This window comes from Aquitalea denitrificans, from assembly GCF_009856625.1.
In the GTDB taxonomy this organism is placed as follows: domain Bacteria; phylum Pseudomonadota; class Gammaproteobacteria; order Burkholderiales; family Chromobacteriaceae; genus Aquitalea; species Aquitalea denitrificans.
Genome location: NZ_CP047241.1, coordinates 2,645,708 through 2,659,467, shown reverse-complemented (window position 1 = coordinate 2,659,467; position 13,760 = coordinate 2,645,708). Strand labels below are relative to the sequence as shown.

The 13,760-nt window shown below is 58.9% G+C and carries 13 protein-coding genes; 9 read left to right on the top strand and 4 right to left on the bottom strand.

The genetic code is table 11. From position 1 onward, the window contains the following. Positions 1–6: 6 nt before the first annotated feature. The 5 genes from dmpG to GSR16_RS11975 all read left to right on the top strand — a co-directional run bounded on the left by dmpG (position 7) and on the right by GSR16_RS11975 (position 4,366). Entirely contained in the window at positions 7–1,038 is a 1,032-nt protein-coding gene (gene dmpG / locus GSR16_RS11995; protein ID WP_159877669.1) for a 4-hydroxy-2-oxovalerate aldolase, read from the top strand. Continuing rightward, a complete protein-coding gene (dmpH, locus tag GSR16_RS11990; protein WP_159877667.1) occupies positions 1,035–1,823 on the top strand; it encodes a 2-oxo-3-hexenedioate decarboxylase in 789 nt (262 codons plus the stop codon). Before dmpG ends, dmpH begins: the two co-directional genes overlap by 4 nt. 10 nt (positions 1,824–1,833) lie before the next feature. Further along, positions 1,834–2,025, top strand: coding sequence for a 2-hydroxymuconate tautomerase family protein (locus GSR16_RS11985; RefSeq protein WP_159877665.1), 192 nt, complete (start codon positions 1,834–1,836; stop codon positions 2,023–2,025). A 77-nt stretch (positions 2,026–2,102) separates the two neighbouring features. Then, entirely contained in the window at positions 2,103–3,194 is a 1,092-nt protein-coding gene (locus GSR16_RS11980; protein ID WP_159877663.1) for a hypothetical protein, read from the top strand. Between the two features lie 281 nt (positions 3,195–3,475). After that, the gene (locus GSR16_RS11975; RefSeq protein ID WP_159877661.1) at positions 3,476–4,366 is read left to right on the top strand and encodes a SphA family protein; all 891 of its coding nucleotides are present in this window, start codon (positions 3,476–3,478) and stop codon (positions 4,364–4,366) included. Positions 4,367–4,419: 53 nt separating this feature from the next. Here GSR16_RS11975 and GSR16_RS11970 read toward each other — a convergent pair whose 3' ends face one another. Next, positions 4,420–5,310: a LysR family transcriptional regulator gene (locus GSR16_RS11970; protein ID WP_159877659.1), complete on the bottom strand. Its 891-nt coding sequence runs from the start codon at positions 5,308–5,310 to the stop codon at positions 4,420–4,422. A 182-nt stretch (positions 5,311–5,492) separates the two neighbouring features. Between GSR16_RS11970 and GSR16_RS11965 the strand changes: the two genes are divergently transcribed. Further along, positions 5,493–6,323 (top strand): aldo/keto reductase, encoded by an 831-nt coding sequence (locus GSR16_RS11965; RefSeq protein WP_159877657.1) that lies wholly within the window; start codon positions 5,493–5,495, stop codon positions 6,321–6,323. 274 nt (positions 6,324–6,597) lie between these two features. Here the strand turns inward: GSR16_RS11965 and GSR16_RS11960 are convergent, their stop codons facing one another. The 3 genes from GSR16_RS11960 to GSR16_RS11950 all read right to left on the bottom strand — a co-directional run bounded on the left by GSR16_RS11960 (position 6,598) and on the right by GSR16_RS11950 (position 9,293). Next, on the bottom strand, positions 6,598–7,434 hold the full coding sequence (locus tag GSR16_RS11960; protein WP_159877655.1) for an oxidoreductase: 837 nt from the start codon (positions 7,432–7,434) through the stop codon (positions 6,598–6,600). A gap of 144 nt (positions 7,435–7,578) precedes the next feature. Next, entirely contained in the window at positions 7,579–8,268 is a 690-nt protein-coding gene (locus tag GSR16_RS11955; protein ID WP_159877653.1) for an NAD-dependent epimerase/dehydratase family protein, read from the bottom strand. 14 nt (positions 8,269–8,282) lie between these two features. Continuing rightward, positions 8,283–9,293: an AraC family transcriptional regulator gene (locus tag GSR16_RS11950; RefSeq protein ID WP_159877651.1), complete on the bottom strand. Its 1,011-nt coding sequence runs from the start codon at positions 9,291–9,293 to the stop codon at positions 8,283–8,285. A 591-nt stretch (positions 9,294–9,884) separates the two neighbouring features. On the opposite strand from GSR16_RS11950, the gene GSR16_RS11945 reads away from it, so the two are divergent. The 3 genes from GSR16_RS11945 to GSR16_RS11935 all read left to right on the top strand — a co-directional run bounded on the left by GSR16_RS11945 (position 9,885) and on the right by GSR16_RS11935 (position 13,612). After that, positions 9,885–10,481 carry a TetR/AcrR family transcriptional regulator gene (locus GSR16_RS11945; RefSeq protein ID WP_159877649.1) on the top strand — a complete coding sequence of 199 codons (597 nt, stop codon included), beginning with the start codon at positions 9,885–9,887 and terminating at the stop codon, positions 10,479–10,481. Then, positions 10,478–13,006 carry a PEP/pyruvate-binding domain-containing protein gene (locus GSR16_RS11940; RefSeq protein WP_159877647.1) on the top strand — a complete coding sequence of 843 codons (2,529 nt, stop codon included), beginning with the start codon at positions 10,478–10,480 and terminating at the stop codon, positions 13,004–13,006. Before GSR16_RS11945 ends, GSR16_RS11940 begins: the two co-directional genes overlap by 4 nt. A 90-nt stretch (positions 13,007–13,096) precedes the next feature. Continuing rightward, the gene (locus tag GSR16_RS11935; RefSeq protein WP_205677422.1) at positions 13,097–13,612 is read left to right on the top strand and encodes a DUF2867 domain-containing protein; all 516 of its coding nucleotides are present in this window, start codon (positions 13,097–13,099) and stop codon (positions 13,610–13,612) included. The last annotated feature ends 148 nt before the right edge of the window (positions 13,613–13,760 follow it).

Here is a 13,760-nt window from a genome sequence, read left to right as displayed (position 1 = left end):
TTCGTGATGAATAGCAATGGCAAGCACATTACCCTGCACGACATGACCCTGCGGGATGGCATGCACCCCAAGCGTCATCAGATGACGCTGGAGCAAATGAAGTCCATCGCCTGCGGACTGGATGCCGCCGGTGTGCCGCTGATTGAAGTGACCCATGGGGATGGCCTGGGTGGCAGTTCGGTCAACTACGGTTTCCCGGCCCATTCCGATGAAGAATACCTGTCCACGGTGATTCCGCTGATGCAGCAGGCACGGGTTTCGGCCTTGCTGCTGCCGGGCATCGGTACGGTGGATCACCTGAAGATGGCCCATGAGCTGGGTGTGAGCACCATCCGGGTGGCTACACACTGCAGCGAAGCGGATGTCTCTGAGCAGCATATCGGCATGTCACGCAAGCTGGGACTGGATACGGTGGGATTCCTGATGATGGCGCACATGGCCAGCCCGGAAAAACTGCTGGAGCAGGCGCGACTGATGGAATCCTACGGTGCCAACTGCGTGTATGTCACCGATTCGGCCGGCTATATGCTGCCGGCCGATGTCAAGGTGCGGGTTGGTCTGCTGCGCGACCAGCTGAAAGCTGAAACGGAAATCGGTTTTCACGGCCATCACAATATGGCGATGGGTGTGGCCAATTCCGTGGCCGCCGTTGAAGCCGGGGCCGTGCGGATTGATGCCGCCGCCGCCGGGCTGGGGGCCGGTGCCGGCAATACCCCGCTGGAAGTGTTTGTTGCTGTCTGCCAGCGCATGGGAATTGAAACAGGTGTGGATCTGTTCCGCATTCAGGATGTGGCTGAAGACCTGGTGGTTCCCATCATGGATCAACCCATCCGGGTTGACCGGGATGCGCTGACCCTGGGCTTTGCCGGGGTTTATTCTTCCTTCCTGCTGTTTGCCAAACGTGCCGAGGCCCGCTACGGCGTATCCGCCCGTGACCTGCTGGTTGAACTGGGCCGGCGCGGCACCGTGGGCGGGCAGGAAGACATGATTGAAGACCTGGCCCTGACGCTGGCCAAAAACAAGGAGGCCCGAGCATGACACTCGATCAGGCAAGCATCATCAAGCTGGCGGAGCATATTGAAAATTCCGAGCTGGAAGTGCATGACATCACCAAGATCACCGACGACTACCCTGACATGGACTGGGACGATGCCTACGCCATCCAGGATGAAATCCGCCGTCGCAAGCAGGCAAGAGGGGCGCGGGTGGTTGGCTTCAAGGCCGGGCTGACCTCATTTGCCAAGATGAAGCAGATGGGGGTGGAAACACCGGTTTTCGGTTTCCTGATGGATTACTTCACCGTGGCCGATGGTGGTGAAGTGGCTACCAGCGCACTGATACACCCCAAGGTGGAGCCGGAGATCGCCTTTGTGTTGAAGCATCCGCTGCAAGGCCCGGGTTGTCACATTGGCAGCGTGCTGGCCGCCACGGATTTCATCGTGCCGGCGATTGAAGTGATTGACAGCCGGTATCGGGATTTCAAGTTTGATCTCAAAAGCGTGATTGCCGACAACTGCTCGTCCACCCGCTTTGTCATCGGTGCCAGCATGACACCGCTGGCAGGCCTGGACTTACGCACCCTTGGCGTGGTGATGGAGAAAAACGGTCAGCCGGTTGCCATTGGCGCGGGTGCTGCCGTGCTGAATCATCCTGCAACGGCGGTGGCCGAGCTGGCCAACCATCTGGGCAAGCGTGGCGAATGCCTGCCTGCCGGGGCGGTCATCCTGTCCGGTGGCATCACCGAAGCCGTAGCCGTTGCCGCCGGCGACCATGTGTCCTTGCGCATCCAGTCAATGGGCAGCACCAGCCTGCGTTTCATCTGAGGAAAAACATATGCCCATCATTCAGGTCAACCTGATCGAAGGCCGTCCGCCGGAGAAAATCGAAAAGCTGATCGAGCTGATGACCGACGCCGCCGTCAATGCGCTGGATGCACCGCGCGAGTCGGTGCGCATCATGGTCAACGAGTATCCGCGTAACAACTTTGGCATTGGAGGCGTGACCGCACAAAAACTCGGCCGCTGAACCACCACCAGCCACGCAACAGCACTTTTGCCGTGCGTGGCATTTTTTTGCCTGTAAAAAACAAGATGGAGAGACAGATGCAAGCAAAACAGAATCAATGGCCACGCGCCCTGACTGCCTCGGTGCTGGTTGTGGCACTGGCGCTGGTCATCATCACGGCCTTGCCACCGGCTACGCTTAATGGCTGGGTATCGCTATATCTGGTTGCCATGGTGCCCGCCCAGATCGTCATCACGCTGTTCTGGCAAATGGCCAGACCTGCGTTTGCCCAGGGCTGGAGCCGCTTGCAACTGGGGCTGGGCTATACGCTGCTGACGGTAGTGGCGGGCATTCTGGTGGCCAATATCAGCCTGATGCTGATAGAGCAGGGGCTGGGGGTGCCGACGCCCTTTGTCATCATGTACCTGATTTTCACCGTCCCGGTCACCGTATTGCTGGTGGTGGTGTTTCAGGGATGGCCGGTTAGCGGTCTGGTCCAAAACAAGGCAGGCCAAGGCGTATTGTTGTGGCTGGCTGCCTATCTGCTGGCTGGTGTGCTGTATTACCGCCTGTTTGATTTTTCCTTTGCCGCTGCCGCCCCGTTTTATCGGCTTAACGTCGCCCCGCAAGGCATTTTCCCCGCCTGGTATGTGTTGACTGCCAGCCTGGCCATGTTGCTGGCGGTGCTGCTGCTGGTGCTGTTTGACTTTTGGCCGGTGCAACAGCTGGCATCCCGTCTTGGCGTGTCTTCCCAGCCATGGTCCAGTTTGCTGTGTCTGCTTGTCGTGGCCGGCATGGCAGGTGTGCTGGCGCTGGCGGGAATGATGGGTTTGCATCTCGCCATCCTGCAGTTCATGGTCCGCGTGTGCGTGTCAGGTATTTTCGGCGTGTTCATCATTCTGGTGATGTGGAAGGGATGCCCCGCACTGCAATTGCCGCAGCCTTTTCGTGGCCTGGTGCTGTCCGGCATGGTCTGTGTGTTGGGTGTAGCCATGCATGCGCTGTATCTGCAAGTGGCAAGCATCATGCCCGGCCTGGCCAGTGCTGATGACCTTGAACTGTGGATTGCTGCCGGTATGTTGTCGGTCACCTTTCCCTGCATGGTGTTCTTTGCCGATTACTTCGATAGCTGGCCGCTGCCATTCCGACGTCAACCTGATACGCGCAATGCCAAAGTGAGTGCGCAGTGATGCTGCCCGTGATGATCCGGCAGGTCTTGCCGTCGGCTTTATTGCCTGAAAACAAGCGGTAGCTGACTGGCAGTACTTGCTGCCTACCTGTTGCTACCAAAATCAATTCCTTTGATTGCTGCTGATGACATCCGGCCCTCGGAGGCATGCGGCTGTGCATTTGAATGGGCGTGACCCGTCTGTGTAGTCGCTGTGCCTGTGTGTAGCAGTGATCAGGATACAAAACGAAGTGATGAGTGGCAGGGCAATGTCTTGCTACTTGCGCCCAGGAGGAGAACAACATGAAACGAAACATCATTAATACCGTACTGCCACTGTCGATGGCATTGATGGCATGCAATGCAGCGCTGGCCACCGAAAACGGCGGCTCCATCTACCCTAATGGCAATGAAAACTACCTGTCCGGTGCCATGCCGCCTCCAGGTGTCTATGTACTTGCCTACCTGTCCAACTATCAGGCGGACTCCCTGCGCGACAATAGCGGCGCGGCCAAGGCGGTGGATTTTCGTTTGAATGTCTCTGCGGTTGCCACCCGGGTGATCTGGGTAAGCCAGCAGCAGCTGTTTGGCGGGCAGCTTGCCTTTGCTGCCATTGCGCCGTGGCTCACGGTGGGGGCGACGGTTAATGGCAGCAGCCAGAGCAAGAGCGGGCTGGGGGACATGACCTTTGGCCCGGCGCTGGGCTGGCATCTCTCGGACAATCTGCATCTCGTCGCTGCACTTGATGTCAATGCCCCAACCGGGCAATACAATCAGGCCGACCTGATCAATCTGGGACGCAACTACTGGAATATGGAACCGGTGCTGGCCATCAGTTACGTCCAGGCGCACGGGCTGAATGCCGACCTCAAGCTGATGTATGACATCAATGCCACTAACCACGCTACGCATTATCGCTCTGGTCAGGAGTTGCATGCGGATTACGCCTTGGGATGGGGGTTTGGCCAGATCGTGGCTGGAGTGGGGGGCTATGTGTATCAGCAAATCACCGATGACAGCGGCTCGGGCGCGCCTGCGGACGGGAATCGTGGGCGTGCAGTAGCCATCGGGCCCTCGGTCAAGTACGACAATGGCAAGGGCTGGTTCATTACCGCCAAGTATGAAAAAGAGTTTCTGGTAGAAAACCGTCCGCGTGGCGGTGGCTGGAACATCAAATTGAACCTGCCGTTCTGACCTTGTTCATTGGCCGGCAAGGTTGATAAGCCCTGCCGGCCAACACTTCATGCTTACGTTTCTTGGGCCAGGTGTCTGGCGATCATTTCCTTGAAAGCAATCAGATGCGCTGAGTTGTCATTGCGTCGGGTTGTCATGACCAATGGCGTGGTCAGCCCGCTTTCGCGAATTGGCCGGTAGGCAATTTCGGGGCGACTAAAACGCTGTACTGATTCGGGAACAATAGTGACGCCCATGCCTGCTGCCACCAGGCCGATGGCAGTCTGCAAGCCATTGGTTTCGTATAGTTTGCTGACGGTGTAACCCCGGACACTGAATTGGCGCAATACCTGATCAGCAAAGCTGGGGCGCGGAGTAACCGGGTACAGAACGAGTGTTTCCTCCATCAGTTGCGACAGGCTAACGATGTCCTGTTCGGCCAACGCACTTGGGGTGGGAATGGCAGCAACCAGCTTTTCTTCCAGCAGGATGTGGTTGTCCAGCGACTCGTCTGGAATGGCCAGGCGGCCAAAGCCGATGTCGATACGGCCGGTAATCAGTGCATCAGCCTGCTGCACCGATGTCAGCTCGCTGATGGACACATCCAGGTTGGGGTTTTCCAGGCCGAAGTCACGCAATAGTTTGGGTAGGAAGCCGTAAAGAATGGAGGGAACAAAACCGATGCCTATCCATTTGCGCTCTGCCTGGCCTATACGCTTGGTGGCAGATCTCAGCTCCTTCATCTTGGCCATGATCTGGATAGTCTGTTCATGAAAGAACTGCCCGGCATTGGTGAGCTGGATGGGACGGGAGCTGCGGTCAATCAGCTGTACGCCAATTTCTTCTTCCAGTTGCTGGATCTGGCGTGATAACGGGGGCTGTGCAATATGTAACTCTTCTGCAGCCTTGCTGAAGCTCAGCGTACGTGCCACTGCGTCAAAGTACTTCAAGTGCCTTAACTCCATGCCCACCTCCGTATTGCATCGGCTAAGCAGTCTGGCGTTTTTGTCCTTGTCATGCAAGTAAAGTCAAACTGGTGTGTCTGGCGCAAACATGATCATGTAAAACCAGGTGAATTCTGCCATTTCGGAAGAACTGCACTGTGTGTTGCATGGCTAAGCAGATTAACCCTTATCAGGAGAACAAGATGAAAGCTGCAGTACCAACGTTGAAATTGAAAAGTGGTGGTGAACTACCGCAGCTAGGCTTGGGCACATGGCCGATGGATGATGCCCAGGCCGCCATGGCAGTGTCGCTAGCCATACGTCATGGCTATCGCTTGATTGATACCGCCGAAAATTACCGCAATGAGCAGGGGGTGGGGCAGGGCATTCGTGCCTCGGGCGTGTCGCGTGAGGAACTGTTCATCACCACCAAGTTCAACCGTGAATGGCACAGCATTGCCGGTGCACGGCAAGCCTGCATCAACAGCCTAGAGCGGTTGGGTCTGGATTATCTGGATTTGCTGCTGATCCACTGGCCCAATCCGCAGCAGGGGCGTTATGTTGAGGCATTCGCCGGATTGCAGCAGCTGCAACAGGAAGGGCTGGTGAGGGCAATCGGTACTTCAAACTTCAAGCCGGAGCATCTGCAAACACTGTTCGAGCATGGCATGGTGCCGGAGGTAAACCAGATCCAGCTAGACCCTTACCATCCACGCGCCGAACTGATTCCCCTGCATGAACAGCACGGCATTGTTACCGAAGCCTGGAGCCCGCTTGGGCGCGCAGGAGAACTGCTGCAGGACCCTGTCGTAGTTGAAATTGCCCGTCAGCACGACAAGACCCCGGCCCAGGTCGTGCTGCGCTGGAGTACGCAGTCTGGTTTCGTGGTGGTGCCCAAGTCTGCCGACGCCTTGCGTTTGCAGCAGAACCTGTCGATTTTCGCGTTCTCGCTGACAGACGAAGATATGCTGCGGCTGGGTGTGCTGGGTCGACCTGATCCTGAAATGCTGGATGCAGACATCTTTGGGCACTGACGCGCATCGCCACGGCAATTCCGGCGGGCTTGTGCGTCAGAACCTGCATGTGACGGCTAGCGCTTGATAAACGGCCAGCGTTAACGATTGGGTTTGATGTCTGCTGCAGATATGTGAGCAGCCATCCGTCACTCGTTATGTAAAGGACTGCTTCGGCCGAGTTGCCGCCGACCAGGCTGACGTACTGTCAGGTGGTCGGCCATCACGGCCTATCAGCAGAACAAACTGTGACGACCGGTTTGCTTCATATTCCGGACTGGCCAGCGAGAAGCGATCAACGCAGTTTTGGCATACCAGTGGCCATGCGCATGAAACCATCAAACGCACGATCTGAAAGCAAACGCCGCAGAAAAATCATCGGTTTGGCCCCAAAACCGACTGCATAGCGGGTTTTGGGACGATGTGCACAGACAGCCTTGGCAATCGTGTTGGCAATCAGCGCCGGGGGGGATTGACGTTTACGGCTGTCATCGCCAACCATGGACTCGGCCATGGCGTGCGCCTGGCTTGCATACGCGCCTTCACCAGACATCTCGCGCAGTTTTTGGGCTGCAATATCGGCCCATTCGGTCTTGATGCCACCCGGTTCGATAACGACAACATTAATTCCGAAAGGCTCGACTTCCATGCGCAGGCAGTCGCTGATGGCTTCCAGTGCAAACTTGGTGCCGTGATACCAGGCACCCAGCGGAGTATGTATTTTGCCGCCCATGGATGTGATGTTGACGATGGTGCCTGCATGTTGCCCGCGCATATGGGGCAGCACCAACTGCGTCAGACGCACGGCACCAAAAACATTGACGTCAAATTGTGCCCTGGCTTCGGATAGCGGCACTTCTTCTACCGAGCCGTAAGAGCCGTAGCCGGCATTGTTGACAAGAACATCAATCCGGCCTGAGCGGGCCATGATTTCTGCAACGCCCTGAGACATGGAGGCGTCGTCGGTGACATCCATGGAAAGGACATGAATGCCGGCACTTTCCAGCGCACGCATACGAACCGTGCGGCGGGCTGCTGCATAAACGGTAAAGCCCAGGGCTTTCAATCTGAGTGCAGTGGCTTTGCCAATGCCGGATGAGGCTCCGGTGACCAACGCTACTTTTGCCGACATGTCTGGATTCCTTTGAGTGGGATTGGGCGAAGTACCGTCAAGCAACAGCACTGCCATATCAGCCACTTTACGCAGTGCCCGGTCAGTGGGCGCTAGCAATCCACGCCATCACCCAGCAAAACGTGCCAAAGTGATGTGTCTGCATTACTGTGCCATCTCTTTGTGTGTTCCTGCTGCGTGAATACCATCGACCATTGTGTTGGACGACAGCGTCACGACACCTGTTGTCAGAGGCAAACCCTGTAGCAGTGCCCGCGCGACATCGGCCGCATTTACCGGACGATAGCGGCCCGGCAACAAGGGAGATACCAGGCGGGCGATCAGAATGGCAAGGCGCTCCCCCGGCCTGAAGGGCTGCTTCAAGGCTGCGCGATTACCTAGCAAGATTGAGGGCTGTGCAATGAGCAAGGCTTGGGGAGCGAGCGCACGCAGTGCATCTTCCAGCTCGCCTTTGACCCGGTTATAAAAAACCGGAGAGCTGCTGCTGGCTCCCACTGCACTGACAATGCCAATCCGGGTAGTGCCGGCCTGTATGGCCGCCTTGGCAACGGCCAGGTTGGCCTCCAGATCCACCGCGCGGAAGGCGGCCTGACTGCCGGCAACCTTGATGGTTGTTCCCAGTGCCAGATACAGCTCATCAACCGGGGGCAGTGTTGGCAGTGCATTAAAGTCCACAATATGGAGGTGTAATTTGGCATGCTGGCAGGGTAGTGCGCGCCGGCTTAACACATGCACCTCACAGACCGAGGCGTCCGCCAGTAATGCGGCCAGCAGGTGGCTACCAACCAGTCCTGTAGCACCAGCCAGCATGACTCTGCGTAGTGAAGTCGACATGATGTTCCTTGTGCTTAGTGTTGACGCAGTCGTTGTCGTACATCATCAGCGGTTTGGCCAGTCCATTCCTGAAATGCGCGATAGAAGGAATTGGGATCTTCAAAACCCAGCAGGAAGGCGATTTCCCCTCCCGACATCGCAGTGCTGCCAAGGTAGTGTCTGGCCAGGCTTTCCCGCGTGCTATTGATCACACTGCGGAAACTGACTCCTTCCTCCTCCAGACGGCATTGCAAGGTGCGTTTGCTCATGGCCAATCGTTCGGCTACCAGCTCAACGGTTGCGGCATTGCCGGGCAGCATCTCCAACAACAAGGCATGCACACGCTCTCTGGTAGTGGCGCTGCCATCCAGCTCACTTAGCCTTCGCCGCAAATCCGGCTCAAAGACCTTCCACATGCCATCGTTCACGGTCAGAAATGGCCGCAAAGCATCCTCGGCGGAAAAGGTAATGCCAAGGGCCTGGCCATACTCCACTGCGACAGAGAAATACGCCTGGCAGCGCCGGGCTGATGCGGAGGATGGATGAAAGGGCAGCACCACGCGCAGGGCTTTGATTGGTTCGCGCGTTGCCAGCCTGGCCAGACGCAGGAAAAAGGCAAGCTCGGCCAGTTGCAAGGAATCCGGCACATCGGCTAGTGGGGTCAGCCAGGCTGGCGAGACAGTCAGCTCTCCAGCCTGGCTGATGTCGATGTCCAGCCGCATGGGTGCCAAAAGCTGCTTGTATTTGGCCAGGCGTTGTACTGCCTGCATCAGGTTGGCACTGCATAGCGCGGCGAACAAGGGCGGGTCGAATGACTCTGCCGTCACCATTTCGACAATCTGCAAGGGAAACAAGGCATCGCCGGATTCCACTTCCAGACTACGCCAGAAACGGAAGTAGGCCTCACTTGCCATGCTGACCTCGCCGCGATTGAGCAAATCATCAGGCAGGCCTGCACGGCGCAATACACGGACGGGGTCAAAACCCATGTCTTTGAGTAGCGTTCGCCAGCCGATATTGAGAGAGAACCCTTGTTTGCGGGTCATGCGTCCTCCAGCAATGAGTACAGCATGGAATACGCTGCAGCAACCGCCACTATAGGATGCCTGTCGGCAATACGTACATGCAATTTGCGCCAGTTTGCAGGCGATGAGTGCCAGCAGAGGGTCGTTCTTCAGTCGCAGCTGCTGGCCGCTGTCGACGGGTAAGCTGCCGGCTCAACGCCTGCTTTCACTGGGCACTTTGGCTGCCCCGTAGCGATGCACCAGCCCAGTCGGCGGCAGCTCGGCCAAAACAGCCATTCGCATTCGAGGTGAGAAATGACTGGTCCCACTTTGAAAGCTGCCCCTCTTTGCCGGACAGATGCTGATGGTCAGGAGGGGCTTGCTCATGCCGTCATTCTACCGGACGCACGCAAGCCCGGATTAATGCAACAAAGCCGACATGATAGAACAATGGCAGGCAGAGCTGACGCCCCATGATCAGCCAGTACCCGCCCTGAGCCGCCCCAGCCTGCCATCGTGCGTGTCCATCATCAATTAACAACACCTTCGCTCGCCCAAGTGCACAGCGCTTGCCAATTACCATGACGAATGCAATACTGAACGACGTTCATTTTTGCACTTCGTTCATAAATAATGGAAGCCGAAAACAGCCGCCGCGAGCGCAAGCGCCAGCAAACCATGGAGCACCTGGTGGAGTGCGCGTTCGAGCTCTTCTCGCAATACGGCTACGAAGCCGTGACCATGGAGCAGATCGCCCAACGCGCCGATCTGGCCAAAGGCACCCTGTATAAGTATTTTCCGGTCAAGGAAGCGCTAGTCACCCATCGAATGCACGCGGACTTGGCCGCCGTGCTGCCGCGCATGCAGCAGCAATTGGCGGATGCGCCCGATTGCTCCACCCGGCTGCGCTTGTTCCTGCGCGCCTCCGCCAGCTATTCCGAGGAAAGGCGCGAATACATCGGCCCCTACATCCAGCACAGGCTCTGCCGCCCCATCTCCAGTATGGGCACGGACAATCGCAGCGGGCTGGACCGCATCTACTTGCAGCTGCTCGCCGCCGGCCAGCAAAGCGGTGAAATCCGCGCAGACATTCCCGCCAGCCACTTGGCGCGCCACCTGGCCTTCCTGCACATGGGCGCGATGATGTACTGGTTCAAGACGCCAGAAACCTCGCTGCATCAGGGCTACGACGAAATACTGGATATCTTTTTGCAAGGCGCACGCACATGAAAACCTACCTGCTCGATCTTACCGCCGCAGAGTTAGCCGGCCCCGCTATCGCAGGCGGCAAGGGCCATGGAGTCGGTCGCCTGCATCGCTATGGCTTACCAATACCGGAGGCGCTGATGCTGAGCGCCGACGCCTGCCGCGACGCACTGGGTGCGGATTTTCTCGCTCAAGCCATACCTTTGGCAGAGCGCCGATCAAGAGTGATGAGTTTGCCGTTCCCGCCGACGCTGGCCGCGAATATAGAAATCGCACTCCGCGCACGTGGCTGGCTCGAGCTACCGCTTGCGGTGCGCTCCTCCGCCACGCAAGAAGACTCCCGCTCGGCCTCCTTCGCCGGTCTGCATCACAGCCGGCTGCATGTACGGGGCCTGCCGGCGGTGCTGGATGCCATCCGCGCGGTGTGGGCCTCGCTGTGGTCGGACGAGGCCGCCGCCTACCGCGCGCATCGCGGCCTGCCGCTGGCCGATGGCGGCATGGCCGTGGTGATCATGCCGATGATAGAAGCGCGCTGCTCCGGCATCGCCTTCAGTTGCCACCCACTCTCCGGCCGCGACGACCAAGTGGTGATCAGCGCCGTCGCCGGCCTGGCGGAGCAACTGGTGGCCGGCGCGGTGAATGGCGAGGAAATCGTGCTGACCTTTCCGCGCGACATCACGCAAGCGACCGCCATCGAGCGCAACGGCAACAACACGCTGAGCAACGAGCAGGCGCAGGATCTGGCACGCCTGGTGCGCGACGCAGCCCTGGCGCTCGACCTGGCCGAGCCATGGTACGACTTCGAATGGACCTGGGACGGTCGGCAGTTCCAGCTGGTGCAGGCGCGCCCGATCACCACCCACGCCTGGCCCAGCTACCCCGGTCTCGCCGGCCAAGGCACCGTGTGGTCCAACGGTAACACCCGCGACGTGGTGCCAGACGTGATGGACGCTTTCGACTGGGGGCCGTCGCGCCAGATGGTCAACCTGATACTAGAGCAAGGCTGGCGCCGCGCTGGCTACCGGCTGCTGCCGGGCGCGCAACGCGCGGCGCTGATCCAGGGGCGGCTGTATTTGAATGTATCGCTGCTGCAATGGGAAGGCTACGACGCGCTGGGCATTCAGCCGGCGCTGCTCAACCGCATGATGGGCGGCCACCACCCGGACATCGTCGTACCGCCGGCCACACTCCGCCAGAAGCTGCGCCGCCTGGGCCATATATTGCGCTACGCCTGGCAAGACAAAGGCGCGCGCCGCAACGGCCGGGCGCAGATCGCCGATACCCTCTCCTTGTGCACCAAGTGGCGCCAGGAAGACCTGAGTCGGCTGGACAGCCCGGCGCTGGTCGAGCGCATGCAAACCTACGCCAGCCACATGTATACGCAGCTGGACATGATCTATCTGCAAGGCTCCAGCGGTGGCGGACTGTCCATGTTGATGGACCTGCTGGAGCGTCATCTGCCAGGAGAGGCCGCCGCGTTGAGCGCCGCGCTGATGGCTGGCGGCCCGCCCAGCGTCACCGCGCAACTAAACCTGGACCTGCTGGCGCTGGCCGCACTGGTGCGCCAGGACCAAGCCGCCGCAGCCATCCTGCACGTGGGAGCGGATTGGCAGACCCTGCCCGCCGAGCACCCGTTCCGGCTGGCATTTTCCGCCTTTCTGGAGCGTTACGGCCATCGCGGAATCTACGAAACCTATGTCCGCTCACCGCGCTGGCGCGAGCAGCCGGGCTATCTATTAGAACAAATAACCGCGCTGATGCAGCAAGACTCGGACGCGCTGCGACAGCGCCAGCAAGTTGCACAACAGGCAGCCTGGCAGCGCCTGAACAGCGCGCTGTCCTGGAGTGCGCGCATTCAGGCACGCCAGTTCCTGCGCAAGGCCCAAGTGGAGTGCAATGACCGCGAAGCCGCCCGCAGCACTTTTTCCGCCTTTGGCGAAGTCATGCGCCTGCTGGCGCTGGAAATCAGCCAACGCTTGACGAGCAGCGGTCACTTGGACGCCGCCGCCCAGGCCTTTCAGCTGCTGCCCGAGGAGATGATCGCCGCGCTACACGGCCAGCTGCCGGCGCACGCAACGCGTCACCGCGTGCGGGACCGCATGCGCCAGGCCAAACATTGGCAAGAAAACCCGGCGGCGGAAGTGGTGCTCGACGGCAAATCCATCGCGCCGCCGCCCATTCAGGCATCAGATGCCAGCTGGCGCGGACTGGCCATAGGCGCCGGCCAGGCGCAAGGTGCGGCGCGGCTGATCCGTCACCCATCGGAAAGCGCGCGCCTGGAGCCCGGCGATGTGCTGGTGGCGCCCTCCACCGACCCGGCCTGGACGCCTCTGTTCCTGAAAGCCGGTGCACTGGTGATGGAAACCGGCGGCTACTTGTCGCACGGGGCCATCGTTGCTCGTGAGCTGTGCATCCCTGCCGTGGCCAACTTGCCGGGCATCCTCGCGCAATTGCAGGATGGCCAACCGCTGGCGGTGGACGGCTGGTGCGGCACGGTCAACCTTGTAAACACAGCTTCACAAAAAGGTGAGTTACGGCCTGATGTGTGAAGCTTATCACCCGTTTGTGGGTGTGCTGATGGCACAGAGAGAAAATGTCTAGCGCAAGCTCGCGCTAAACCCAAATCATGGAGTGTCTAGTTGAGGATCAAAGTCCATAAAGCTCATGAAATACCCGTGCCATCCGACAGCATCTTGGCTCCACTGTATAAAAGCGCGGACCTGCTGGATGCTTTTGCGATTCAATTGCCGGCGGGCGCCAGCGACGATCTTGAAGTGCTGGCGCGTGCTGGATTCGAGCGGCAGGCATGGTGGATTCGTGCGCTGACGCGTGTGCGGGACATGATTATGGCGACAGTCGGCGTCAAATCCTCTCGAGCGGTTGGTATTGCTGCTGCGCAGGGGGCTGTGATCGGTTTCTTTCCACTGCTGTCAAAGCGTGCGGGCGAGCTTGTGATGGGCGCGGACGATAGTCATCTCGATTTCCGGCTCGCGATCCAGCTGCGCACGGGTTCGGCAGGCGGCAGGGAGCTTGTCGTGGTGTCCGTGGTGCATTGCCATAACTTGCTGGGACGGACGTACCTCGCAGTGATCACGCCGTTCCATCGTGTAATCGCACGGGCTAGCCTGGAACAGGTGGCAAGCCACTCTGTCTGAACCAGTCTGCGTCTGCCATGCCCGAAATGGGAATGTTCAATGTGGCGTATAAGAGGGTTGGCCGGGGAATAGCTTGTCAACGTATGCGAGCTATAACAATCCTTCAAATTGCTCTGTTACGACTGCACCGGAGATGAGTCCGAAAAAG

What these genes read in the sequence shown, in the direction of transcription:
- dmpG (WP_159877669.1), top strand. Translation starts at nt 7, where the DNA reads ATGAATAGCAATGGCAAGCACATTACCCTGCACGACATGACCCTGCGG.
- dmpH (WP_159877667.1), top strand. Translation starts at nt 1,035, where the DNA reads ATGACACTCGATCAGGCAAGCATCATCAAGCTGGCGGAGCATATTGAA.
- GSR16_RS11985 (WP_159877665.1), top strand. Translation starts at nt 1,834, where the DNA reads ATGCCCATCATTCAGGTCAACCTGATCGAAGGCCGTCCGCCGGAGAAA.
- GSR16_RS11980 (WP_159877663.1), top strand. Translation starts at nt 2,103, where the DNA reads ATGCAAGCAAAACAGAATCAATGGCCACGCGCCCTGACTGCCTCGGTG.
- GSR16_RS11975 (WP_159877661.1), top strand. Translation starts at nt 3,476, where the DNA reads ATGAAACGAAACATCATTAATACCGTACTGCCACTGTCGATGGCATTG.
- GSR16_RS11970 (WP_159877659.1), bottom strand. Translation starts at nt 5,310, where the DNA reads ATGGAGTTAAGGCACTTGAAGTACTTTGACGCAGTGGCACGTACGCTG.
- GSR16_RS11965 (WP_159877657.1), top strand. Translation starts at nt 5,493, where the DNA reads ATGAAAGCTGCAGTACCAACGTTGAAATTGAAAAGTGGTGGTGAACTA.
- GSR16_RS11960 (WP_159877655.1), bottom strand. Translation starts at nt 7,434, where the DNA reads ATGTCGGCAAAAGTAGCGTTGGTCACCGGAGCCTCATCCGGCATTGGC.
- GSR16_RS11955 (WP_159877653.1), bottom strand. Translation starts at nt 8,268, where the DNA reads ATGTCGACTTCACTACGCAGAGTCATGCTGGCTGGTGCTACAGGACTG.
- GSR16_RS11950 (WP_159877651.1), bottom strand. Translation starts at nt 9,293, where the DNA reads ATGACCCGCAAACAAGGGTTCTCTCTCAATATCGGCTGGCGAACGCTA.
- GSR16_RS11945 (WP_159877649.1), top strand. Translation starts at nt 9,885, where the DNA reads ATGGAAGCCGAAAACAGCCGCCGCGAGCGCAAGCGCCAGCAAACCATG.
- GSR16_RS11940 (WP_159877647.1), top strand. Translation starts at nt 10,478, where the DNA reads ATGAAAACCTACCTGCTCGATCTTACCGCCGCAGAGTTAGCCGGCCCC.